The organism is Achromobacter denitrificans NBRC 15125 (assembly GCF_001571365.1).
Taxonomy (GTDB): domain Bacteria; phylum Pseudomonadota; class Gammaproteobacteria; order Burkholderiales; family Burkholderiaceae_B; genus Achromobacter; species Achromobacter denitrificans.
In genome coordinates this window covers 98,193-120,129 of record NZ_BCTQ01000007.1, presented here as the reverse complement: position 1 = coordinate 120,129, position 21,937 = coordinate 98,193, and the positions used below count along the sequence as shown (strand labels likewise).

At 68.4% G+C, this 21,937-nt stretch carries 28 protein-coding genes; 6 read left to right on the top strand and 22 right to left on the bottom strand.

What is annotated here, in order from left to right:
- Positions 1 to 17: 17 nt before the first annotated feature.
- Entirely contained in the window at positions 18 to 629 is a 612-nt protein-coding gene (locus tag ADE01S_RS08290; RefSeq protein WP_062681207.1) for an RNA polymerase sigma factor, read from the top strand.
- Between the two features lie 8 nt (positions 630 to 637).
- On the opposite strand, the gene sctC is transcribed toward ADE01S_RS08290, so the two are convergent.
- From sctC to ADE01S_RS08180, 22 genes are all read right to left on the bottom strand, one after another.
- Positions 638 to 2,539, bottom strand: coding sequence for a type III secretion system outer membrane ring subunit SctC (gene sctC / locus ADE01S_RS08285; RefSeq protein ID WP_062681206.1), 1,902 nt, complete (start codon positions 2,537 to 2,539; stop codon positions 638 to 640).
- A gap of 47 nt (positions 2,540 to 2,586) precedes the next feature.
- On the bottom strand, positions 2,587 to 2,982 hold the full coding sequence (locus ADE01S_RS08280; protein ID WP_062681205.1) for a CesT family type III secretion system chaperone: 396 nt from the start codon (positions 2,980 to 2,982) through the stop codon (positions 2,587 to 2,589).
- Positions 2,979 to 4,037 (bottom strand): type III secretion system export apparatus subunit SctU, encoded by a 1,059-nt coding sequence (sctU, locus tag ADE01S_RS08275; RefSeq protein WP_062681283.1) that lies wholly within the window; start codon positions 4,035 to 4,037, stop codon positions 2,979 to 2,981. The genes ADE01S_RS08280 and sctU overlap by 4 nt, the downstream gene beginning before the upstream one ends.
- On the bottom strand, positions 4,034 to 4,834 hold the full coding sequence (gene sctT, locus ADE01S_RS08270; RefSeq protein ID WP_062681204.1) for a type III secretion system export apparatus subunit SctT: 801 nt from the start codon (positions 4,832 to 4,834) through the stop codon (positions 4,034 to 4,036). Before sctT ends, sctU begins: the two co-directional genes overlap by 4 nt.
- Positions 4,835 to 4,839: 5 nt before the next feature.
- Positions 4,840 to 5,106: a type III secretion system export apparatus subunit SctS gene (gene sctS, locus ADE01S_RS08265; protein ID WP_043544872.1), complete on the bottom strand. Its 267-nt coding sequence runs from the start codon at positions 5,104 to 5,106 to the stop codon at positions 4,840 to 4,842.
- 7 nt (positions 5,107 to 5,113) lie between these two features.
- A complete protein-coding gene (gene sctR / locus ADE01S_RS08260; RefSeq protein WP_062681203.1) occupies positions 5,114 to 5,785 on the bottom strand; it encodes a type III secretion system export apparatus subunit SctR in 672 nt (223 codons plus the stop codon).
- Positions 5,782 to 6,861 (bottom strand): type III secretion system cytoplasmic ring protein SctQ, encoded by a 1,080-nt coding sequence (gene sctQ, locus ADE01S_RS08255; protein ID WP_062681202.1) that lies wholly within the window; start codon positions 6,859 to 6,861, stop codon positions 5,782 to 5,784. The genes sctR and sctQ overlap by 4 nt, the downstream gene beginning before the upstream one ends.
- 15 nt (positions 6,862 to 6,876) lie before the next feature.
- Positions 6,877 to 7,434, bottom strand: a complete 558-nt coding sequence (locus tag ADE01S_RS08250) for a hypothetical protein (RefSeq protein WP_062681201.1) — start codon at positions 7,432 to 7,434, stop codon at positions 6,877 to 6,879.
- Positions 7,431 to 7,937: a type III secretion protein gene (locus ADE01S_RS08245; protein ID WP_062681200.1), complete on the bottom strand. Its 507-nt coding sequence runs from the start codon at positions 7,935 to 7,937 to the stop codon at positions 7,431 to 7,433. The genes ADE01S_RS08250 and ADE01S_RS08245 overlap by 4 nt, the downstream gene beginning before the upstream one ends.
- A complete protein-coding gene (gene sctN / locus ADE01S_RS08240) occupies positions 7,934 to 9,265 on the bottom strand; it encodes a type III secretion system ATPase SctN (RefSeq protein WP_062681199.1) in 1,332 nt (443 codons plus the stop codon). The genes ADE01S_RS08245 and sctN overlap by 4 nt, the downstream gene beginning before the upstream one ends.
- 15 nt (positions 9,266 to 9,280) lie before the next feature.
- Positions 9,281 to 9,919, bottom strand: a complete 639-nt coding sequence (locus tag ADE01S_RS08235; protein ID WP_062681198.1) for an HrpE/YscL family type III secretion apparatus protein — start codon at positions 9,917 to 9,919, stop codon at positions 9,281 to 9,283.
- Entirely contained in the window at positions 9,889 to 10,545 is a 657-nt protein-coding gene (locus ADE01S_RS08230) for a SctK family type III secretion system sorting platform protein (RefSeq protein ID WP_062681197.1), read from the bottom strand. Before ADE01S_RS08230 ends, ADE01S_RS08235 begins: the two co-directional genes overlap by 31 nt.
- Positions 10,546 to 10,547: 2 nt before the next feature.
- A complete protein-coding gene (gene sctJ / locus ADE01S_RS08225; RefSeq protein ID WP_228468412.1) occupies positions 10,548 to 11,336 on the bottom strand; it encodes a type III secretion system inner membrane ring lipoprotein SctJ in 789 nt (262 codons plus the stop codon).
- Positions 11,337 to 11,386: 50 nt separating this feature from the next.
- Positions 11,387 to 11,803: a type III secretion system inner rod subunit SctI gene (gene sctI / locus ADE01S_RS08220; RefSeq protein WP_062681195.1), complete on the bottom strand. Its 417-nt coding sequence runs from the start codon at positions 11,801 to 11,803 to the stop codon at positions 11,387 to 11,389.
- Positions 11,804 to 11,849: 46 nt separating this feature from the next.
- Complete coding sequence (locus ADE01S_RS08215) at positions 11,850 to 12,224, bottom strand: tetratricopeptide repeat protein (RefSeq protein ID WP_232482047.1); 375 nt, start codon at positions 12,222 to 12,224, stop codon at positions 11,850 to 11,852.
- Positions 12,225 to 12,311: 87 nt separating this feature from the next.
- Positions 12,312 to 12,773 (bottom strand): tetratricopeptide repeat protein, encoded by a 462-nt coding sequence (locus tag ADE01S_RS08210; protein WP_062681193.1) that lies wholly within the window; start codon positions 12,771 to 12,773, stop codon positions 12,312 to 12,314.
- A 39-nt stretch (positions 12,774 to 12,812) separates the two neighbouring features.
- Complete coding sequence (gene sctE, locus ADE01S_RS08205) at positions 12,813 to 14,036, bottom strand: type III secretion system translocon subunit SseC family protein (RefSeq protein WP_062681192.1); 1,224 nt, start codon at positions 14,034 to 14,036, stop codon at positions 12,813 to 12,815.
- A 22-nt stretch (positions 14,037 to 14,058) separates the two neighbouring features.
- A complete protein-coding gene (gene sctB, locus ADE01S_RS08200; protein WP_062681191.1) occupies positions 14,059 to 14,931 on the bottom strand; it encodes a type III secretion system translocon subunit SctB in 873 nt (290 codons plus the stop codon).
- Positions 14,932 to 14,980: 49 nt separating this feature from the next.
- Complete coding sequence (locus ADE01S_RS08195; protein ID WP_062681190.1) at positions 14,981 to 15,493, bottom strand: SycD/LcrH family type III secretion system chaperone; 513 nt, start codon at positions 15,491 to 15,493, stop codon at positions 14,981 to 14,983.
- Positions 15,494 to 15,525: 32 nt separating this feature from the next.
- Positions 15,526 to 15,822 (bottom strand): Btc22 family type III secretion system chaperone, encoded by a 297-nt coding sequence (btc22, locus tag ADE01S_RS08190; protein WP_062681189.1) that lies wholly within the window; start codon positions 15,820 to 15,822, stop codon positions 15,526 to 15,528.
- Between the two features lie 38 nt (positions 15,823 to 15,860).
- Positions 15,861 to 16,463, bottom strand: a complete 603-nt coding sequence (locus tag ADE01S_RS08185) for a hypothetical protein (RefSeq protein ID WP_062681188.1) — start codon at positions 16,461 to 16,463, stop codon at positions 15,861 to 15,863.
- A 134-nt stretch (positions 16,464 to 16,597) separates the two neighbouring features.
- On the bottom strand, positions 16,598 to 17,323 hold the full coding sequence (locus ADE01S_RS08180; protein WP_062681187.1) for a hypothetical protein: 726 nt from the start codon (positions 17,321 to 17,323) through the stop codon (positions 16,598 to 16,600).
- Positions 17,324 to 17,549: 226 nt separating this feature from the next.
- Between ADE01S_RS08180 and sctW the strand changes: the two genes are divergently transcribed.
- From sctW to sctV, 5 genes are read left to right on the top strand one after another with little or no spacing between them, the layout of a single operon-like run.
- Complete coding sequence (gene sctW, locus ADE01S_RS08175) at positions 17,550 to 18,653, top strand: type III secretion system gatekeeper subunit SctW (RefSeq protein ID WP_062681186.1); 1,104 nt, start codon at positions 17,550 to 17,552, stop codon at positions 18,651 to 18,653.
- On the top strand, positions 18,650 to 19,030 hold the full coding sequence (locus ADE01S_RS08170) for a type III secretion system chaperone family protein (protein ID WP_062681185.1): 381 nt from the start codon (positions 18,650 to 18,652) through the stop codon (positions 19,028 to 19,030). Before sctW ends, ADE01S_RS08170 begins: the two co-directional genes overlap by 4 nt.
- Positions 19,031 to 19,052: 22 nt before the next feature.
- Positions 19,053 to 19,454, top strand: coding sequence for a type III secretion apparatus assembly protein SctX (sctX, locus tag ADE01S_RS08165; protein ID WP_062681184.1), 402 nt, complete (start codon positions 19,053 to 19,055; stop codon positions 19,452 to 19,454).
- Positions 19,455 to 19,461: 7 nt separating this feature from the next.
- Positions 19,462 to 19,821 carry a type III secretion apparatus assembly chaperone SctY gene (gene sctY, locus ADE01S_RS08160; RefSeq protein ID WP_062681183.1) on the top strand — a complete coding sequence of 120 codons (360 nt, stop codon included), beginning with the start codon at positions 19,462 to 19,464 and terminating at the stop codon, positions 19,819 to 19,821.
- An 8-nt stretch (positions 19,822 to 19,829) separates the two neighbouring features.
- Positions 19,830 to 21,923 carry a type III secretion system export apparatus subunit SctV gene (sctV, locus tag ADE01S_RS08155; protein WP_062681182.1) on the top strand — a complete coding sequence of 698 codons (2,094 nt, stop codon included), beginning with the start codon at positions 19,830 to 19,832 and terminating at the stop codon, positions 21,921 to 21,923.
- Positions 21,924 to 21,937: the final 14 nt, after the last annotated feature.

The window sequence follows — 21,937 nt, the reverse complement described above, 5'->3', positions numbered from 1 at the left end:
TTTCTTTTCGCCACCTCATGACCTACCCCAGCGACAGCACACCCGCTTCTTCCGAAGCGGAAATGCCGCCCATTCGCTCCGACGAAGAAGGGCCGGGCTGGGGCCCGGGCGACGAATACCTGCTGCGGGATCTGGTGCGCGACCACTCCATCCGCCTGCAGCGCTTCATCATCAAGCACATCGGCAATACCAGCGAGGCCGAGGACCTGGCCCAGCAGGCCTTCGTCGAAGCGGCCCGTTCGTACCGCAACTTCCGCGGCGAATCGCAGCTGTCATCCTGGCTCTATGGCATTGCGCTGAACCTGGTCCGCAATCACCTGTCGCGCGCGCCCGAACGCCGCCACGCCTTCGTCAGCGACAGCGTGCTGGAAGAACAGGCCTCCCCCGACCTTTCCCCCGACCGCATCCTCGAGCAGAACCAGACCATGGCCCTGCTGCAGGAGTCCCTGGACGAGCTGCCCGAGAACATGCGCGACATCCTGCTCATGGTCGGGCTGGACGACATTTCCTACGAAGAAGCCGCGGCGCTGCTCACGGTGCCCATCGGCACCGTGCGCAGCCGCCTGTCGCGCGCGCGTTCGGCGCTGCGCGAAAAGCTGGCCCAGAAGGGCCTGCGCCTGGACGGCTGAGCCGCCCGCTACGGCGCGCGCCCGGTTCCCGGCGCGGCCACCGGCTCCACCTGGATCACCGGCCCTTGCGTGGCGCTGGATTTGCCTTCCAGGAGGGGCGCCGCGGTCGGCATTCCCTGCAGCCATTCCGACGCGCGCACCGGTCCGCCGCTGCTGCGCACTTCCACGTTGGGTCCGAACAGCACGCGCGTGCGCTGGCTCTGCGCCAGGTCCAGGTACTGCCCCGCCGTCATGGGCGTATCGCCGCCGCCCCAGGTCGCGTTCAGCATGGGCGCCATATTCGACGCGCCGCCGGGCGTGCCCACCACCTCGCCATTGATGGCGACCACCCGCGGCCGGATCAGGAACAGGCGCTCGCGGCGCTGCACCGTTTTGGACTTGTTGGAGAAGAAGATGCCCAGGCCCGGGATGTCTCCCAGGAACGGCACCTTGTCGACCTGCTCGGTGTTCTGGCTGCTGTTGTAGCCGCCGATCAGCAGCGTCTGGTCGTTGCCCACGACGGCCAGCGTGCTGATGTTGCTCTTGCGCACCGTGGGCAGGTTGTCGATCTGGCGTTCTTCCTGGATGCGTCCGTCTTCGATGTCCACCGTCAGTTCGACGCGGGCGCCGTCGCGCGATTCGATATGGCGCGGCGTGACGCGCAGCGACGTGCCGACCGTGACGGGCGTCACGGTGGCCACGCGTTCGCCGCGCGTCTGGATGTAGAACGTGTCCGACAGGTCGATCATCGCGCCCAGGTTGTCCGCGGTCAGGATGGAGGGCTGCGACAGGATGTTGGCCTGCCCCTTGGTTTGCAGGGCGCGCAGGCGGGCCACCAGGTTGCTGCCCACGCTGACGCCGATGGTGCCGGGCGATAGCCCCGCCGCGCTATCCAGCGGCAGGCCGCCGCTGGGCGTGAGCGCCAGGTTGCCGTAGCCGAAGCTGGTCGTTCCGGCGCGCGCTCCCCAGGTGACGCCCAGCTCGTTCACCAGGTCGGAGTTCACGTCCACGATCATCGCTTCGATCTCGACCAGCGTGCTGGGCAGGTCCAGCTGCTCGATCAGGCTGCGGTAGATGGGAATGCGGTCCGGGATGTCCTGCACGATGATGGCGTTCAGGCGCGCATCGGCCTGGACGGTGGGTTCGCGCAACCGCAAGCCGGGCTTGCCCACCGGCGCCGGGGCCTGCATGCCGGCCGCCGCGAGCGTCGGCGCGCTGTCGGCCGCCGGGCCGCCGTTGACCTGCGGAAACGCGGGCGGATTGTCGCGCAGCGGCGCGGCGATGGCCGCCAGCGTTTCGTTGTTGTTCCCGCCGCCGCCACCCGTGATCAGGTTGCGCAGCACGGTGGACAACCCCGGTGTCACCACCTTCTGGTCGCGGTAGCTGATGGTGCGATCGTTGACCGAGGCGTGCTTCAGGCGGAACACCGCCACCTGCTGCCCGCCGGCGCCCATCGGCAGCGCGGCGACGGTGCGCTCGACCAGGTCCACGTAGCCCGGAGGGCCGGACACCAGGGCGATGCCCTGGTCGGGCAGCTCGCCCCAGCCGAAGCGCGGATCCAGGATGCCCAGCTGCTGCAGGGCCTGGCGCAATGCGCTGATGGAACTGCCCATGGCGCTGACCGAGCGCGTCTTCATGTCGTTCGTGCGGCTGACGAAGAGCGTGCCGGCGTAGACGAACCAGTTGAAGCCGTACACCCCGCCGAGCCGGTCCAGGAACTCGGTGGGCGTGTTGGCATTGAACTTGCCGTTGACCGTGCCGGCGACGTTGGGCCCCATCTGCAGCGACAGACTGAAGCCGCCAGCGAACTCGCGCAGCAGCGTCTGCAGGTTTTCTTCCCGCGCGTAATAGCTATAAGGCACATTGGGCCAGTTGGGCGCCGCAGGCGCGCCGCCGGCCAGGCCCAGCGACAGCGCGGTCGCCAGAATCATCCGCTTCAAAACTCTATCTCCTCGGGTAGGGATCCCGGATATCTTGTTCATGCCAGCCGCCGCAACGCGCCCGTCCAGAACGACAGGGCGTTGGCGAAAGCGCCGATGGCCTCGTCCAGCGCCAGGTCGCCGCCGTCGGGCCTCAAGGTCTGTTGCAGCCATAGCGCCCTGCCCTGCGGATCCACGACGCAGCCGGCCGCGTGGCGGCTCAGCATGCCCGCGGCCAGCTTGCCGGCCTCGCGCGCCAGGGCGTCGCGCGCGGCGCCTTCGGCGGGCAGCGCGCACAGGCGCGCGGTAAGCGCCAGCCAGCCGTCGGGCGCGGCCTGCAGGTGGACGCGGTAGGTATCGTCGATCACGACGGTGAGTCTGCCGTCGGCGCGCGCGGGCACCGGCAGGCCGTGGCGGCGCGCGTAGGCGGAAATCAGGGGGTGCGGGGCTGTCATGGTTGCTGCTCCGGATCGGAGGCCATCTTGCGCACCAGCCGCAATACTTCGGCGACCGGTTCGATGAGCTCGCTGGGGATGTACTGGTCGGCCTGTGCGTCGGCCATCAATGCACGCGCCAGGGGAATGTTCTGCATCACGGGAACGCCGGCTTCGCGCGCTGCCCGCATCATCTGCTCGGCCAACGCGCCCTCGCCCTTGGCCAGCACGATCGGCAGCGGCGTCTCGTCGGGTTCGTAGTAGATGGCGATAGCCAGGTGCGTGGGGTTGGTCACCAGCACCGACGCCTTGCGCGCGCTGCCCACCGCTCCTTGCATCACCATTTCCTGGTGCAGGTGCTTGCGCTTGTGCTTGATGTGAGGGTCGCCCTCCATCTCCTTGAATTCCTGCTTGATCTCTTCCTTGCTCATCATCAGCCCCTTGCGGTACTGCATGCGCTGCCAGACGAAGTCGGCCAGCGAGATCACCACATAGGCGAACGCGATGTTCACCACCAGCGTGCGCATCATGCCGCCCACGCCCGCTTCCAGCCCGGCCAGTCCGCTGTGCGGCACCGCCATCAGCTCCGGCAGAGCATCGCGCACAACCAGGGTCACCAATACGGAAAGAAACGCGATCTTGATGATGGACTTCAACAGTTCGACCAGGTTCTTCTTCGAGAACATGTTCTGCAGGTTGGCCATCACGTTGAGTTTCTTGGCCGAGGGCTTGAGCTTCTCGAAGGCCAGCACCACCCCCACCTGCAGGAACTCCGAGAACATGCCGACGATCAGCACGATCAGCACGAACGGCAGCACCAGGAAGATCGCCTCGCGCAGCGCCGCGTCCAGCGCCACCGGCAGGGCCCGCTCGAACGGCATGCCCACCAGCGTGGAAGGCAGCAGGATCAGCCGGCCCAGCGATTCGACGATGCCGTGCGCGTTGCCCAGCATGTAGCCGAACAGCGCCAGCACCAGCAGCGTCTGGGTGAAATCCTTGCTGTGGGCGACGTCGCCTTTCTGCCGCGCCTCGCGCAGCTTCTTGCCGGTTGGCTGTTCTGTCTTTTCGCCGCTCATGGCGCCCGCCACTGGTTGTCGAGGAACGGCAGCGCCGAGCCGATCTGCCCGGTGGCCTCCCCGGCGTACTCGAACAGCGTGCTCATGTAGAGCACCAGCACCAGCAGCGCCAGCGCGCTCTTGATGGGCATGGCCAGGAAGAACACCTGCAATTGCGGCGCGAAACGGCTGACCAGCGCCAGCCCGACTTCGGCCAGGAACATGGCCACGATCGCCGGCGCGGCGAACAGCAGCGTCAGGCGCAGGAAACGGCCAAGCTGGTCCAGCATCAGCGGCACGCTCTCCGGGCGCAGGGTGGGCGTCCAGTCCCACAGATCCCACAGCCGGAAGCTGTCGTACAGCATGGTGAGCATCAGCGTGAAGCCGCCGCCCACCAGGAAGAACACCATGAAGGCCTGGTTGAACAGGATGCCCATGGGCGACGAATCGTTGCCCGTGGCCGGGTTGATGGTGGCGCCCAGGCTGGCCCCGCGCTGGTTGTCGACCACGAAGCCCACCGCCTCGAAGATCCAGAACGGGATGGCAACCAGAAAGCCCATCACCATGCCGACGAACACCTCTTTGACCACCAGCAGGGCGATGTCGAGCGTGCCCAGGTCGATGACGGCATAGCGCGGCGCCAGCGCGGGCACCAGGACGACGCCGATGGCCGCGCACACGGCATAGCGCAGCATGCCCGGCAGCAGCTGCCGGTTGAACAGCGGCAGCATCGCGCACAGCGCCAGTATCCGGGGCTGCGTCAAGGCCAGCGTGCCCAGGAAGACTTTCGCCTCAGCGTAGGTGATGCCCGAAATCATCTGCGTCAGTGGATCTTGTAGAAGAGGTCGAACACGGAAACCGTGAAGTTGTAGAGCTCGGCGCTGAGCCATCGCGCCGTGAGCAGGATGGTGGCGAACACGGCGATCAGCTTCACCGCGAACGACAGCGTCTGCTCCTGGATCTGGGTCAGCGCCTGGAACAGCGAGAACAAGGTGCCCACGATGGCCGCCACCGCGATCGGAGGCAGCGACAGCCACAGCACCAGGTACAGCGCCTGGGTCATGTAGGAAACGAGATCGACGGTAGCCATGGCGCGCTCAGCCGTAGGACAGGACCAGGCCCTGGATCAGCCGGGTCCAGCCGTCGACCATGACGAACAGGAACAGCTTCAGGGGCATGGAAATGGTGACCGGCGACACCATCATCATGCCCATCGCCAGCAGGATGTTGGACACGATGAGATCGATGATGACGAACGGCAGATACAGCAGGAATCCGATCTGGAAAGCGGCCGTCAGCTCCGACACCAGGAACGATGGGATCAGCACCAGCAGGTCGTCTTCCTTCAGGTTGCGGGCGGCCTGTTCGCCCCACAGCTCGCGCGCGGTGCGGACGAAGAAATCCCGCTGCTCGGGCCGGCTGTTCTTCAGCATGAAAGCGCGCATGGGCTCCGCGCCGCGCGCCACCGCGTCCATGATGCCTTCGAGCCGGTCCGCCGCCGGCGCCCCGGGCGCCACCGCGGCGGGCGGCGTCCGCAGCTCGTCGCCGATCTGCATGACCACCGGCCCCATGACATAGGCCGACAGGATCAGCGCCAGGCCGTAGAGCGCCATATTGGGCGGCACCTGCTGCACGCCCAGGGCATTGCGCACCAGCGTCAGCACCACCGCGATCTTCAGGAACGAGGTCGTCATGACGGCGGCCAGCGGCACCAGCGCCAGCAGCGCCAGGACGACCGCCAGGCTGATGGGATCCGCGCTGCCGCTCATGCGCCGGCCTTGCCCAGGCTGCGCAGGGTCACGCCTATCCTGCCGTCGATTTCCACCAGTTCGCCCGTGCCGAGCAGCGCCCCGTTGGCGCGCACGATCACCGGGCCGTCGGCCAGCGGACGTTCGAGGTCGAAGGTTTCGCCGGGTTGCAGCTGGCGCAGCTCCCCCAGCGTCAGCTGGCGTTCGCCCAATTCGAACGTCAGGCGCACGGGTATCGCGTCCGGGTCGAACGCGGCGTTGGCGCCAGGCTCGGCATCGGCCGGCAGTTGGGGCGTCTCGGTCATAAGGGAAGTCCAGCCTTGGGTAACGAGGTATGAGGATTGTTCTTGGCGCACGCGCAGGCCCTGCCCGCCCGCCGCCAGCCACAGCTCGCCTTCGGGCGAAACCAGGTAGTGGTCGAGGAAAATCGTGTCGCGCGCCTGCAGGCCCCGCAGCTCGGCGGCCGTCAGGTCCGTCCAGCCCAGGCGCGCGGCCACGCGCACCGGCACCGCGTCCAGGTCGGCGCCGTTGCCAGACGGCTCGGCCCGGCCGATCAGGCTCGCCAGCAGCATCAGGCCCAGGCCGTCCGTGTCCAGCGTGGCGTAGACGGTGTCGCCATTGGCCGGATTGCGGGCGGCGATGGTCCAGGACTGCGGCAGCCCGGCGGGCGCGCCGCCCATGCCCACGACCCGCGCGGGGCCGCCGGGAGACGCCTCGTTCAGGGCCGCCGCCGCCTCGGCCAGCAGCGTTTCGATGGCCGCGGCCGCCAGCGGCGCCGGCATGGCGCCGGGGTCGATGCCCGGCAACCGGGCGGCGAGCCAGGCGTCGAGCGCCGACGGCGGCAAGCCCAGGCGCAGGCGGGCGCCGGCCCATTCCACGTCGGCCGCCAGGGTCGCTGACTGGCGCACCGCATCCGGCACGCCCAGGGTGAAGCCCAGGCGCCACGGGGCGGGTTCGGCGTCGGCGCCGGCCTGGGGCCGGAGCGTGACCGTCAGGTCCGCGCCATGGCGCGCGATCAGCGAACGGGCGCGCGCTTCATTGCCGCTCAGGCGCGGCAAGGGATGAGGGGAAACGGAGGGATGGGGACTGGCAGTCATGGGATTCTGTGGGGATCAGCGAACCGGCGCATCGGCGTCGGTCTCCGACAGGCAGGGGTCTTCCGGGTCGTCCGTGCCGACGCGCACCCGGGTCGGCCTGCCCAGGCTGTCGGCCAGCTCGGCCGCCAGCTCGGGCGCCATGGCGCAAAGACGTTCGCGCGAGCGCTCGTTGGCGCAGATGAAATCGGCCACGCAGCGGCCTTCCTCTTCGTAGACCGACACGCTGACGCCGGGCAGCACGTCGTCTTTCAATTCCACGCGGACCTGTCGGCGGCCATTGCTGCCGTCGGCCACCAGCAGCTGTTCGGCGCTGTCGCCCAAGGCGCGCGCCAGGGCCTGCGCCTCGCCGCCAGCCGGCGCCGCCGCCACTGCCGCGCCGAACAGGGAGAACGGCGAAGGCGCGGCGGCCGGCGCGGGCGCCGCGTCCGGCTCGCCGCGCGCCATGGCTTGCTCGAACGCGTGGCGGTCGGCGTCGCTGGCCTGGCGGCCGGCGGCCTGGCCGTCGGAATTCGACAGCATGCCGGAGCCCTGGGGGATGGCCGTTTCCAGCCCGATGCGTCGGTCTATGCTCATGCCGGCTCGAACTCCTCGTGCTGCTCCCAGTCTTCGCGGTCGCGCGATACCGAGGCGGCCTCTTCCATTTCCAGGTCTTCCTTCTGTTCGAGCGCCTTCAGGTGTTCATCCAGGTGGATGCGCGCCAGCTCCACGAACTTGCCCGTCAGCCGCACGGCCTGCCGATGCTGCTCGCGGCTGGCCGCCAGCGCCTGATTCTCTTCGTCCAGCCGGCGCTCGGCGGCTTCCACCGCCTGCTCGCGCTGCCGCTCTCCTTCGCGCAGACCGGCCACGTCCTGCAGGACGTTCTCGATCTCGCGCACTCGCACCACCCGGCTGCACAGATCGCCGTACATCGCCGTCTCGCGCCGCGCGGCCTCGTCGCGGTAGGACACCAGCGCCGACTCCGAATCGCGCCGGGCGGCGTCGGCCTCGGCATGACGCTGGCGCTGGCGCGACACCGCAATCTCGGCCTGGCCTTCGCGAAAGCGCTTGATGGCCAGCAGTTCGTCGAACACGCTCATGACGTCCCCACGATTTCGGTCATGCGCGCCAGCGCCTCCGGCAGCGTCGCGCGCTCGTCGGTGCGCTGGCGCAGAAAGGTATTGATCGCGCCGATCTTGTCGATGGCCTCGTCGGTGACGGCATCGCCGCCGCGCTTGTATTCGCCGATCTTCACCAGCAGCTCGACCTCCTGGTACTTGGCCATCAGCTCGCGCAGGCGGCCGGCGGCGCGCTTGTGCTCGGGCGTGATGACGGCGTTCATCACCCGGCTGGCCGAGGCCAGCACGTCGATGGCGGGGTAATGGTTGGCCGCGCCCAGCTTGCGCGACAGCACGATGTGGCCGTCCAGGATCGAACGCGTTTCGTCGGCAATGGGCTCGGTCATGTCGTCGCCCTCCACCAGCACGGTGTAGAGCGCCGTGATCGAACCGTGCTCGTTCATGCCCGCGCGCTCCATCAGCTTGGGCAGGGTCGCGAATACCGACGGCGGATAGCCCCGGCGGGTGGGCGGCTCGCCTGCGGCCAGGCCGATCTCGCGCTGGGCGCGCGCGAAGCGCGTCACCGAGTCCATCAGGAACAGCACGCGCTTGCCCTGGTCGCGGAAATATTCGGCGATGGCGGTGGCCACGTAGGCCGCCTTGGCGCGCTCCATCGAGGATTTGTCGCTGGTGGCGCAGACGATCACGCTCTTGCGCCGCCCTTCGCGGCCCAGCTCGTGCTCCAGGAACTCGCGCACTTCGCGGCCCCGTTCGCCGATCAGCGCCACCACGGTGACGTCCACGTCGGCGCCCTTGACCAGCATGCCCATCAAGGTGGACTTGCCGCCGCCGGCCGCCGCGAAGATGCCCATGCGCTGGCCCTCGCCGCAGGTCAGCACGCCGTCCAGCGCCCGCACGCCCAGCTCCAGCGGCTCGGCGATGATGCGGCGCTTCAGCGGATCGGGCGCCTCGGCGAACACCGGATAGAACTTGCTGGCTTCCAGCGGGCCGAGCTCCGCCTCGTCCAGCGGGCGGCCCAGGCCATCCAGCACGCGGCCCAGCAGGCCGGGCCCCACCGGCACCATGTGGGCGCGGCCGGTCGGGATGACTTCGGTGGCGGTGGAGATGCCGTACATATCGCCGATCGGCGTGAGCAGCGCGGCATCGCGAGCGAAGCCCACCACCTCGCCCTTCATCTCGAAATCCTCGCCGGGGTTGCGCAGGATGCAGACCTCGCCCACCTTCACCGTCGGCACCACGGCCTTGATGATGGTGCCGATCACCTGCGTGACCCGCCCCTTGATGCGCAAGGTGGGGGTGTCCTGGAGCGCAAGCCCCATCATCTCGGCGATGTAGTCGAACTGGCGCATGGCTAGGTGTCCGTCCTAGACCCGGCTGCCCAGCGTGCGCTGGAACGCTTGCCGCAAGGCCTGGATCTGCCCGTCGAGGCTGGCCTCGACCATGCCGATCTCGCTTTCCAGGATGCAGGCGCCGCGCGCCAGGCGGCCGTCGGCCAGGATGTCCAGGTAGCCCACGCCGGGATAGGCCGCCAGCAGATCGTTGATCTGCTCGCGCACCGTCTCCACCTCGGCCGGGTTCAGCCGCAGCGTCATCTGCTTCTGGTTGCGCACGACGGCCAGCGCGTTGCGCACCACCACCATCACCTTCTCGCGGTCGTCGAAGCCGTCCACGACCTTGCGCACCGCCGCCATCACCAATTCGACCATCTCGTTCTCGACCCCGGCGAAGTACTCCACCGTGCGGCCGACGGTTTCGATCATCTTCTCGGCCTGGTCCAGCAGCGCGGACTCGCGCCCTTCTTCGTAGCCCCGGCGACTCTCCTGCTCGAACGCCGCCTGGGCGCCGCCCACGATGGCGTCGGCCTGCTCGCGCGCCCGGGCCAGCAGGTCTTCCGCGCCGGCCCAGGCCGCGTGATCGGCCGCGCGCAGCACCCGCAGGGCGGGATCGACGCGGCCGGCCGAAGCCCGGGGCGTCAGCGGATCGCGGGGAATGAGGAATGCCATGTGGGATCCGTGTTCTTCAATATCGATAGCCCGAGCGACAGGGCGTCGGCGGCAGGCAGGGGGGAGTCCTGGGCCGGCAGATCGGGCAGTTTCAGTTCGGCGCGCAGCAGCAGCTCTGGCCCCGCGCCGCTCAAGGCGGCTCGCAAGGCGCCATGGCCCAATGCATCGACCGCGGCGGCGGCCTGCCCGGCTGGCCATGCCGCGCTTTCGGGAAGGCCGGCATGCAGGCCCGCGGCCGTTCGGCGCGCGAAATCCATCAGGTCGGCGCCCAGGCCGGCGATCAGCAGCCGCACCTCGTCGCCCGCGATGGCGCGGCGCAGGCGGGGCCCGCAGAGCACGGCGCCCAGGCGGCGCGCGCACTGCGCCAGCGCCTCGGGCGCCAGCAGCGCCAGGGCCAGTTCAGGCCTGCCGGCGTCCGTGACGGGCCGCTCCAGCAGGCCCAGGCCGCGCAGGATGTCGCGCGACCAATGGCGATGCCAGGCCGCGTCCAGGGCGGGCGTGGCGGCGATCGCCTCCAGCGCCGCGGCCGGCGCGAACGCAGCGAGGCGGCTGGGATGCAGGGTGCGGCTGGGCAGCTGGTTGAACTCCACCAGCCGCCGGCCCAGCGCGCTTGCCGCGGGTCCCATGGTCAACGCGCCTCGCCCACGGGCTCGCGGCGCTCGGTCGTGGCCTTGGCGCGCGCCGGCGGACCGTAGCGCCACAGCAGCCAGCCCACCGTGCCCGCCAGCGCCAGCACCAGCAGCACCAGCGCCACCAGCCAGGCGGTCAATACGCCCGACGAACCATCCGCGACCTCGATGCCCAGCACCTGCCGCATGGCGCTGCCCGCGGGCGCGGCGGCGGCCGGTTGCGCCGACACCAGCGCGATCGACACCCGGTCCTCGGTCAGGCCGGGAATCGCGTGGGTGACCAGTTTGCGGATCTGAGGCTGCAGGGCGTCCAGGTTGTAGCCGGCCTGGTGCTTGATGAATACCGCGGCGGTCGACGGCGTGGTGTTCTCGCCCACCCCGCCCCGTTCCGGCAACACCACGTGCACGCGGGCGGCCAGCACGCCATCCATCTGCGACAAGGTGTTGGTCAGTTCCTGCGACAGCGCGTAGATATAGCGGGCGCGCTCTTCCAGCGGCGAGGACACCAGGCCTTCCTTGCGGAAGATCTGCCCCATGCCGTCGAAGCGTTCGCGGGGCAGCCCGCGGGCGCGCAGGATGTCCAGCGCGCGCGCCACCTGCTGGCCGTCCACGGACACGGCCACGCCGGTCTTGGTCACGGCCTTCTGCGCCGAAATGCCGGCGTCGAGCAGCACCGACAATACCTCGTTGGCTTCGCTTTCATTGGCGGCCGAGAACAGCTCCACGCGCGAGCCGCAGGCGGCCAGCGCCAGCGTCAGGCCGATGGCCAGCAAACGCAGGGCCGTCATGCCGCGCCGGCCGGCCGAGGAAAAAAAGGACGAACGGGAAACACCGCGCATCACGACATCCTGACCAGCGAATCGATGTTCTGCGTGCTGCGCGACACCGCCTTGCCCACCATTTCGTATTGCACCGACATCTGCAGCATGTCCGCCTGCAGGCGCATCATCTCGGCCACCGACGGCTGCGAGGAAATGGCGTCCATCCGGCTGGATATGCCCTGCCACTTTTCCGAGTACTCGGTGGTGGTGCTGCGCAGGCTGGCCAGGATCTGGTTGCCTAGCGTCTGCGGAGCGGCGTCGACCGGCGCGGCAAAGGCCGATTGCAGCGCCGATTGCAGGCCGGTCAGGGCGGGCGCGCCGGCCTCGGGCGCGCTCATGATCGCATTGAAGCGTTCGGTGGCCAGTTGCGCGGGCGGCGTCGTGGGGGTGGACAAGATGGGCGGCAAGGCAGCCGAAAGCGCGGCGATTTCCATGTACGCTAGCTCCAGAATCGATGATGACAAGCAGTCTCGGCGCGCATCACGCGCCCTCCTGCGGCAGGCCAAGCAGCGCCCGCGCCAGGCGCGCGCCGTCTCCGCCGCCTAGCGCGACCGCTTCCAGCAGGCGCGCGCTTTCCTGGCTGCGGCCCGCCAGTTGCAGCGCGAAGCCGCGCCACGCGTCCAGCAGCGGCCGTTCGGCCGGATCGGCGAGCACGGCGCTCTCCAGCAGGCGCACCGCATCCGGCGCGCGACCCGCGTTCAGCCAGGTCACGGCCAGCCCGATCACCGGGTACGCCCGGCCGGGCCGCAAGCGCCGCAACGCGGAAAAAATCGTCTCGGCACGGGCGGAATCGCCCGCGCCGGCCGCCAGGAAGCCGACTTCCGACAGCAGTTTGGCGTCGTCCGCCAGAAGCACAACAGCCGTCTCCTGGGAGACGGCTTGGGCCGTTGGGACCTGGACCCTGGCGGGCCGGGGGGATGAAAGGTCGCTATCGTCCATGTTTCACGTCTCGGCCTCCCGCAGGGAGAGTTGCAACAGCGCCTCGGCCCGCGCGCGCACGTCGTCGGGCGTGCCCGGCGTGCGCAGCAGTTCCAGCGTGCGGCGCGCCTGGTCCAGCTGCTGGGCGGCCAGCTGGCATTCGGCGATTCGAAGCGCCGTGTGCCATGAATCCGGATACAGTGTGAGCACCAGCGAATAGATCGTGATGGCCTCGTCGGGCCGGCCCAGCATCTGCAGGCATACGCCCAGCCCAACCAGATAATGCTTGCGGGTGGGGCCGTATTGCGCCAGGAAGGCGAACATCGGCAGCGCCTGCGCGTATTGCTCCTGCGCGGCATGCGCATACGCCAGGGCGTACACCACTTCCAGCTGCTCGGGCGTCAGGCGCCCGGAGGACGGCAGGCCTTCCAGCCCGCGGCGCAGCGCCACGCTGAATTCGTCGGGTTCGATCGCGCTATCTGCCATCTGCTTTCCTTGTTGCATAGTCATGCGCCGGGCGGGCCGTCAGACCGCCATCCGCTTGCCGATGTTCGCAGTGATCTGCGACATGCTGTCGGCCGCGCCGTTGATCATCTGCGACACCATGCGCAGGCCTTCCTCCATCTGCTTGATCACCTTGGTGATCTCTTCCTGGGCCTCTTCCATCTTGGCCTGGAGCTTGCGCGTGATGGCGTCCATTTCCTTCTTGTCCGCCTGGATGTTGTCGGCTTCGTTCTTGGTCTTGGCCACCGAGATCTTGACCGCGCCCTGGGCGATCTGCGTCGCGCCTTGCGTGATCTGGCCGACGGCGCCCAGAACGCGGGCCGTGGTGCTGACCGCGCTGGTGCCCCCGGAGAGCGCGATGGTCACCGCGCCCACGGCGATGGTCGCCGCCAGGGCGAAGGCCATGGTCAGGGCCATGGTGGTCTTGGGGTCGGCGCCCGCCAGTTCGGCGATGCCGCCCGCCAGGCCGCCCAGCAGGCCCGGTTCGATCATCAGCATGGCCGGGGACGCCAGGCCCACGAGCCCGGCGACCACCTTGCCGATGCGCTGCGCGGTTTCCTCGTCGACGCCGCAGGCCTGCAGGAACTTGCTGGCCACGGTGGTCATGAGGTTGCTCAGGCTGATCTCGGGCCCGCCGCATTCCTTGGAGATCTGGTCCGCCAGGGCGATCGTGGAGCCGATCAGGCCCATCACCGCCAGCGCCAGCAACGGCGCCGCCGCGCCGCCGGAAACCACCGATCCCGCCGAGAGCGCGACCACGGCGATGGCCGAGAACACCACCGCGGCGATCTTGCCAATCCAGCCGAAGATCTTGCCCAGGATGCCCTTGCTCGCGGCCTCCTCGCATTTCTTGACGTAGTCCTGGATCTTCTGCAGCTGCGCCTCGTTGTTCTTTTCCATCTTGGTGCGCGCGGAGGCCAGGTTCTCCTTGGCGCTGGCGATCTGCACGGCATCCGACTTGGACCGGATGCTGCGCAGCAGGTCGATCATGTCGTTGGCGGAAAACGATTGCGCCGGCGGTTCCAGAACGGGCGCGCCGTTGCCGTTGAAGATGCCATCGGAGCGTCCGCCCGCCGCGCCCTTGGCGTCCGGCAGCGAGCCCGCCATGCCCACGAAGGCGTCGAGCAGTTCGCGGACCTTGGCGGTGGCCTGCGCGGCCTGGGCCGCCGACGCGCCGGTATCGCCCGGCAGGGCGGCGCCCGCCGGCAGCGCGGGGCTGCCGATATTGGAGGAAATGGAATTCATGTCGGGATCCCCTGGCCTGGACTCAGATATTGCGGGCGATGCCGCGGTTCGTTTCCACGCGCGATTGCTCGATGGCCGACAGCTTGTCGCGCACGTCGCGGATCACATCCATCATTTGCTGCGCCAGTTCGTTGGCCTGCTGCATGCCGGATTCGTGCACCTTGGACTGCGCCTCCAGCTCGGAACGCTTGGCGTCGTGCTCGGCGGCCTTGCGCTCCTGCGCGGCGTTCACCATGGTGCCGATCCCGCTAGCCACTCCGGAGTAGCCCGCGCCCTTGTCGGAATAGCTCTTGGCCAGGCTTTCCGAGCCGCCGGAAGCGACCACGCCGGCCTGCTGGAAGCCCGCCCGCACCTGGGCCAGACCGCCCGCGATCTGGAAGGCGCCCTGCGTCATCGCGCCGACCATGCGGTCCTGAGCGGCCTTGCGCATCTCGTCGGCGGCGCCCTTGAGCGTGTCGACCTGCGCCTGCAGTTCAGTGGCGCGCACTTCCCGCGCCGACGAGCGCATCGTCTGCGCCAACTGCTGGAACAGCATCATGAAAGCGTAGATGTCGGTCTGGACTTCCTGCTCGCTCAGGCGCGAGAGCGCATCCAGCGCGGAACCCGCGCCGGCGCCCACCTGCCCCTCGGGCGCTTGCAGCGGGCTGGCTCCGCCGGCGGCCTCCTGCAGCTTGCGGCTCATGGCCGCCTGGATCTGCCCCAGCGCGTCGGCGTCCAGCGAGCCGATCGACCCCATCGCGTCCAGCAGGTTCTGCCGGATCGCCTCGCTTTCCTTGCCGGCGGACTGGAGGGTGTCGCGTATGCCCTTGAGCACGTCGGGAGACGCGTTCTTGATCAGGTCGTCGAAGTTGGCGGGCAGGTTCGCGCCGCCTGCGCCTACGGAATTGATGCTCATGGATTGGCTCCGGTATCTTGGCCGCGCGCCGCGAGGCGCCCGGCAGGGTTCAGGCCCGCGGTCCCGCCAGGGCGTCGCGCAGCACCCGCGCGCGCGCCGCCAGGGTGGCGTGTTTTTCCTCGCCTTCGCACATCGCGGCCACTGCGTCCAGCGCCTCGATGGCTTCGTCGCGGCGTCCGATCTCGACCAGGGACTCCGCGCTGTAGTAGAGCGGCGCCGGATCGAGCGGATCGGCCGCGATGGCCGGCAGGTATTGGCGCAGGGCGTCCTCGTGCCGGCCCAGCATGCGGCCGGCCGCCGCCAGCGCCAGCCCGTAGCGGGGCTGCGTGTGGTCGTAGGTGACCAGCGCGGAAAACACCTTGAACGCTTCGCTGTAGCGCTGCTGCTCGTACATGGCATGGCCCAGCGAGTACATCGCCTCCAGCTCCTCCGGCGTCAGGCCCAGCACGTCGCCGAGCTTGCCGCCCGCGCGGATGTAGCTGGCCAACCCGCCGGTGGCCTCTTCCATGGCGGCCTCAAGGTTGCGCGCGAGGACGGCGCTTTCTTCCGGGCTCAGACTCATGTGGTTCTCCTCGTTCCGGGGCGTTGCCCGCTTCACACCATGGGACGCATTTTCTTCATGCCGCCCGACGGCGCCGGCGCGGCGAAACTCTGGCGCGCCAGTTCCTGGGCCACCTCGTTCTCCACCGCTTCCAGATCCTGGCGGAACAGCGCCTCGGCCTCCTCCCGCTCCTTGGGACCCAGCCTGTCGGCGCTGACGGCGCGCACCTTCTCCGGGTCCAGGCCCTGGTCGCGGTAGAACTCGTCGCTGCGTTCGAGGGCGCGGCGCGCATCGTCCAGCGCGCGCTCGGCGTCGGCATGGATCTGTTCGGAGGTCTTGTGCTGGCTCATGTCGGTCTTCCGGATTCGGGTTGGATCGGGTGATTCGGTCAACGCATGTTGCCGATGATGCTGGAGCGGCTGTCCTGCATCTTCTTGATGAAGTTCGTCATCACGTCGAAGGCTTCGTTGCGCTTGTTGGTCATCCCCTGCAGGCGCGTCATATCCATCTGCTGGGTATTCGACAGCGCGTCCACCTTGTTCTTGATGGCCTGGATGGCGGTTTCGAGGCTGCCCTTGGTGACATTGCTGATGCCGTCGTCGACCTTGAGCTTGTACTTGTCGGTGTTCAGGTCCATGCCAGCTTCGCCCATCGCCTTCCACATGGCGTCGCGCATCTGGTTGTAGCGGTCGTCGTTTTCCGTGCCGGCCTTGTTCCAGTCGGGGATGTCGCCGTCCTTCATCTTGGTGCCGCCGTCCTTGCCGGACTTGAACAGGCCCGCCAGGGCGTTCAGGCTGTTCATGGCCTCGTTCAGCTTGGCGATATCGTTGTTGCGCTGCTGCACTTCGTTGATCTGGGTCTGCAGCTGGGCGTCCAGCAGCTTGACGCGTTCGCCCTGCACCATCATCAGGGCCGTTTCCAGGTCCATGCTGGACAGGTCGATCTGGCCGATGCTGGAAGCGCCGTTGGCGCCGGTGGCAGTGATGCTCATTGTTCTCTCTCCAAGGATGGCGCCGTGTTATCGGGACATCGCGCCCGGGTCCCGGCTGCACCGGCCCCGCATGCCGCATGAGTAACGGCGGCGGGCCGGAAGTTCCACGCCGCCTGCGGGCGCGGATCGCCGGGTCAACGCATGTTGCCGATGATGCTGGAACGGTTGTCCTGCATCTTCTTGATGAAATTCGTCATCACGTCGAAGGCTTCGTTGCGCTTGCCGGTCATGCCCTGCAACCGCAGCATCTCCATTTGCTGGGTATTGCCCAGCGCGTCGACCTGGTTCTTCAGCGAGGACATGTCGTTCTTGTTGGTTTCTATCGTGGAGGAGTTCTTCTTGATGCTCTCTTCCAGCGCCGCGACCTTGGTGTCGATCTCCTTCTGCCAGCCGGCCACCACCCTCCCCTTGGCGTCCATGGTGCCGTTGCCGTCCACGTCGCGCGGCGCGTCCGCGCCGCCGGGAATCGTCAGGCCGGAGGCCTTGATCTGGTCCAGCGTGGCGTGGGACAGCGCCTTGTCGTCGCCCTGCCCCCAGGACAGCCCGTACCAGCCCTCCGGATTCGGGCACTCGCTGGCCTTCAGCCGGGACTGCAGGTCCTTCAGGTCGGCGATCTGCTGCTGCATGGTGAGGTTGGCCTCTCCCAGCTTGCTGTTCTCGGACGTTTTGGCGGTGATCGAGTCGTTCAGGCCGGCCATCTCCGCATTGCGGGCATTGACCGAATCGAGCTGCTGGCGCAGCGCATCCTCCAGCAGCTGGGCACGCTGGTTCTGCACCGCCAGCAGCGCGGTTTCGAGGTCCATCGAACTCAGGTCCATGCCCGATATGCCGCTGACTCCCGCTCCGGAAACTGTGGACATTCCGTACTCCTCCTGCGGCGCGTCCGCTTCGGTGCGCGCCTCGCTGATTAAGGGTTAACCCTCAAGATTTCGCGGATCTCCGGGTCATCCGCCCCGAGTCCGCCGCCATGCCGTGTTCGTAACGTCCGCCCCGCCTTGGTTCCATCGATTTGCCATGGAACTTTCCCGGCCCCGCCGTTACTACCACTGACTACGCGCGGCCCGTACCGGCCGCCTGACACGTCCTATGAACCGTATCGAAGCTGGCCTTCCCTCTTCTTCCGCTTTCTCTTCGATGACCTCGCAGGCCGACGTCCAGCATGGGCAGCCGCAGGTCGGCACGATGCTGGGCCAGGCCGCCGTCGCGGTCGAAGGAGAGTTCTCGCTGGCCGACTCGGCCGAGGAACTCAGTCTGCACATGGCCGAGAAAACGGAAGACAAGCACCACGCGGAACGCAAGATGCGCGGCGACGCGCCCATGCAGACGATCAGCACCGAAGCCATCCTCGCCTACCTGGCCGAGACCCACGATGCCGACGCGCAGGAAAAGCTGATCGAGCTGGCGCGCCATCTGCTCAGCGGCAAGGCCGACCCGCGCCAGGCCGCGGGCCAGGCCTTCGGCGACGTATCGCAGCAATACCTGGCCTTGCAGTACGCGCTGCGCCAGGGCGAAAGCGAAGGCGCCTCCGAAGAAGTGCTGGACGCATTGCGCGAGGCCCGGGCCGACCTGGAGCTGGAGAGCGGCCCGCAGATCCGCGCCGGCATGAACACCATCGGCGCGGCATCCGCCTATGCCGGCGACGCCCGCGGCGTCGCGGACTTCCAGCGCACCTACCGGGACGTGGTGCTGGGCGAGTCCAGCCTGGCCAAGACCCTCGCCCTGGCCCTGGAACGCTTCGGCGGCCAGGAAGTGGGCCGCGGGTTGCGGCAGCTGATCCAGGCGCTGGGGCTGGACCTCGCCGCCGCGCGCCCCTCCACCAGCCCCGACCGCCTCCAGGCCCTGATGCAGGACCTGTACCAACTGGGCACCGCCGTCACCGTGCTGGAGGGCTGCGCGGAGCTGGCGGAAAAGATGGGCCGCGAGCACGGCGTCGCGGTCGCGTCGGAACGGCTCATGCAGGACCTGGTGAACGTCAGCAATGAAAAGTGGGTGTCCGAGTCGCGATTCTCCGGCCTGGCCGGCTCGCATGGCGTCTCCGCCGTGGAGGGCCGCATCGCCTTCCTGGGCGGGGTGCGCGCCGTCCTCAAGGACCTGCCCGTCACCGTCTACGCCGACACCGACATCCGCCAGTCCGTCCTGAACGCCGCCCAACTGGCGCTGGACGCCGCCATCGACGAGGAATACGAATGAACAGCCTGGACCAGGCCCTGCACGCCTTCGGCGAAGACATCGGCATGCCCGGACTGGCGCTGGGCGCCCGCGGCAACGTGGCGCTGCAACTGGAATCTGGCCGCCGCGTGGCGATCGAGCCCTCGGAAGACGAGGTGCTGGTGTACGTCTCGGACCCCGTTCCCTACGACGCCCCCCAGCGCCTGATGCAAGCCTGGCGCCGCGCCCATCATTCCCGGCAGGACGGCTGGCCGGTGCAGGCGGCGCTGCGCGAACAGGACGGCCTGCCGCGGCTGCTGGCGGCCACCCGGCTGGCCGCGGCCGACGCCAGCGCGCTTCGGCTGAAGCAGGCCGTCGACTACCTGTCGCGCTGGCTCGATGCCGCGCGCGACGATTGAACCCCGGATCCGGAGAACCCTTATGTCCGACATGCGCATCAACGGCCTGGCCTTCGACCGGGGCATCGACGGCATTTCCTATGCGAGCCGCGATGCCGGCAGCCAGCACCTGCCCGAGCGCCAGGAACTGGCGCCGCCCGCCGACGGCGTGCGCGCGCAACTGGCCCAGCTGCTGGACAAGCCCACCACGGCGCGCTACCTGGACGACAGCCTGCGCCCGCCGCTGGCCAACCGCGATCTGCTGATGCCCGCCAAGTTCCAGCAGGCCCTGCAATCCGCGCTGGACGGCCTGGGCGCCGCCGCCGAGCAAACCTCGAACCAGGAAGATTCCCGCGTCCTGAACCGCGCGCTGCGCCTGCTCAAGGACGAGGCCGGCCTGCGCGACCTGGTCACCATGTACCGCAGCGCGCTGTACCAAGGATGAACGCCCGATGCCGCTGAAACACGAGGCCCGCGAGCTGCTCAGCCTGCTGGCGTACGTCTACCTGGAGAACAACCGGCCCGAAAAGACGGCCGTGCTGCTCAACGCCCTGCGCGCGCTGGGCCTGGCCGGCACGCGTGAGCTCGCCACGCTCGCGCTCGCGCAGCTGCGCGCCGGCAAGGCCGAGGCCGCGCTGTCCACGTTGGAGGCCCTGGCCATGCAGGGCGGCGTCGACGCGCCGTTCCACCTGATCCGCTCGCAGACGCTGCTGGCGCTGGAGCGCCGGGACGAAGCCGCCGCCGCCATGCGCGCCTACGTCGCCTCCCGGCCCGCGGCAAGCCCCGCGCCCACTGAAACAGAAACGACCTGAGCCGCGCCATGCAAGCCCTGAACCGCATCGTCGCCGCCGCCACCAGCCGCAACGATATCGTCCTGGCGATACTGATCGTCTCGATCATCTTCATGATGATCCTCCCGCTGCCGACCACCCTCGTGGACGTGCTGATCGGCGCCAACATGACGCTGTCCGCCATCCTGCTGATGGTCGCCATGTACCTGCCCTCGCCGCTGGCGTTCTCGTCGTTTCCGTCGGTGCTGCTGGTGACCACGCTGTTCCGCCTGGGCATCTCCATCGCCACCACGCGCCTGATCCTGCTGCAGGGCGACGCGGGCCACATCATCGAGACCTTCGGCAACTTCGTGGTGGGCGGCAACCTGATCGTGGGCCTGGTCGTCTTCCTGATCCTGACCATCGTGCAGTTCGTGGTGATCACCAAGGGCGCCGAGCGCGTGGCCGAAGTGGCCGCGCGCTTTTCGCTGGACGCCATGCCCGGCAAGCAGATGTCGATCGACGCCGACCTGCGCGCCGGCACCATCGACATGGACGAGGCCCGCAAGCGCCGCTCCGTCGTCGAGAAGGAAAGCCAGCTGTACGGCGCCATGGACGGCGCCATGAAGTTCGTCAAGGGCGACGCCATCGCCGGCCTCATCATCGTGGCGGTGAACCTGCTGGGCGGCATCCTCATCGGCACCATGCAACGCAACCTCAGCGCCGGCGAAGCGGTGCAGGTCTATTCCATCCTGACCATCGGCGACGGCCTGATCGCGCAGATTCCCGCGCTCTTCATCGCCATCTGCGCCGGCATCATCGTGACGCGCGTGCAGACCGGCGACGGCCCCTCCAACGTGGGCAAGGACATCGGCGCGCAGGTGCTGGCCCAGCCCCGCGCGCTGCTGATCGCCGCCGCCATCGCAGTGGGCATGGGCCTGATCCCGGGCATGCCCACCCTGACCTTTCTCGCGCTGGCCGCGGTGGTGGGCACCATCGGCTTCGTGCTGCTGCGCGGAACCCGCAAGGTGGTGGACGGGAAAACCGGCGAAATCACCGAAATTCCCGCCCTGGCGGCCGACGGCCAGAAGCCCGCCGCCAAGCCGCGCACGGACGGCAGCGCCGAGTTCGCGCCCACTCTGCCGCTGATGATCGACGTGGCGGCGCACCTGCAGCGCAGTTTCGACGCCGACGAGCTGAACGAAGAACTGCTCAAGATCCGCCGCGCCCTGTACTTCGACCTGGGCGTTCCCTTCCCCGGCATCCAGCTGCGCTTCAACGATGCGCTTCCGCAGGACACCTACAACATCCTGCTGTCCGAGGTGCCGGTGTCGCAGGGCAAGCTGCGGCCCGGGGCCGTGCTGGTGCGCGACACCGAGCAGAACCTGCAGGCGCTGCAAGTCCCCTACGAAACCGACAAGCGCTTCCTGCCCAACATCCCCACGATCTGGGCCGGCGCCGAACTCGCGCCCACCCTGGCGGCCGCCGGCATCCCCTACCTGGATCCCCACCAGGTGCTGACCTGGCACCTGGCCTTCGTGCTGAAGAAATACTCGTCCGACTTCATCGGCATCCAGGAGACGCGCTTCCTGCTGACCGCCATGGAAGACCGCTTCCCCGACCTGGTGAAGGAAGCGCTGCGCGTGATGCCGGTGCAGAAGATCGCCGAGATCATGCAGCGCCTGGTGTCCGAGGACATCTCGGTGCGCAACCTGCGCGCCGTGCTGGAAGCGCTGATCGAATGGGGCCAGAAGGAAAAGGATTCGGTGCTGCTCACCGAATACGTCCGCGTCTCGCTCAAGCGGCACATCAGCTACAAGTACTCCAGCGGCCAGAACATCCTGCCGGCCTACCTGCTTGCGCCGAACGTCGAGGAAACCGTGCGCGGCGCGATCCGCCAGACCTCGGCGGGCAGCTACCTGGCGCTGGATCCGAACGCCTCGAAGAAGCTGGTGGACAACATCAAGCGCGCGACCGGAGACCTGAACGCCACGGCCCAGAAGCCCGTGCTGCTCACCTCGATGGACATCCGCCGCTATCTGCGCAAGATGATCGAACAGGACCTCTACGAGCTGCCCGTGCTTTCCTACCAGGAACTGACGCAGGAGATCAACGTGCAGCCGCTGGCGCGGGTGGATCTATGAACGCGCGGCGCAAC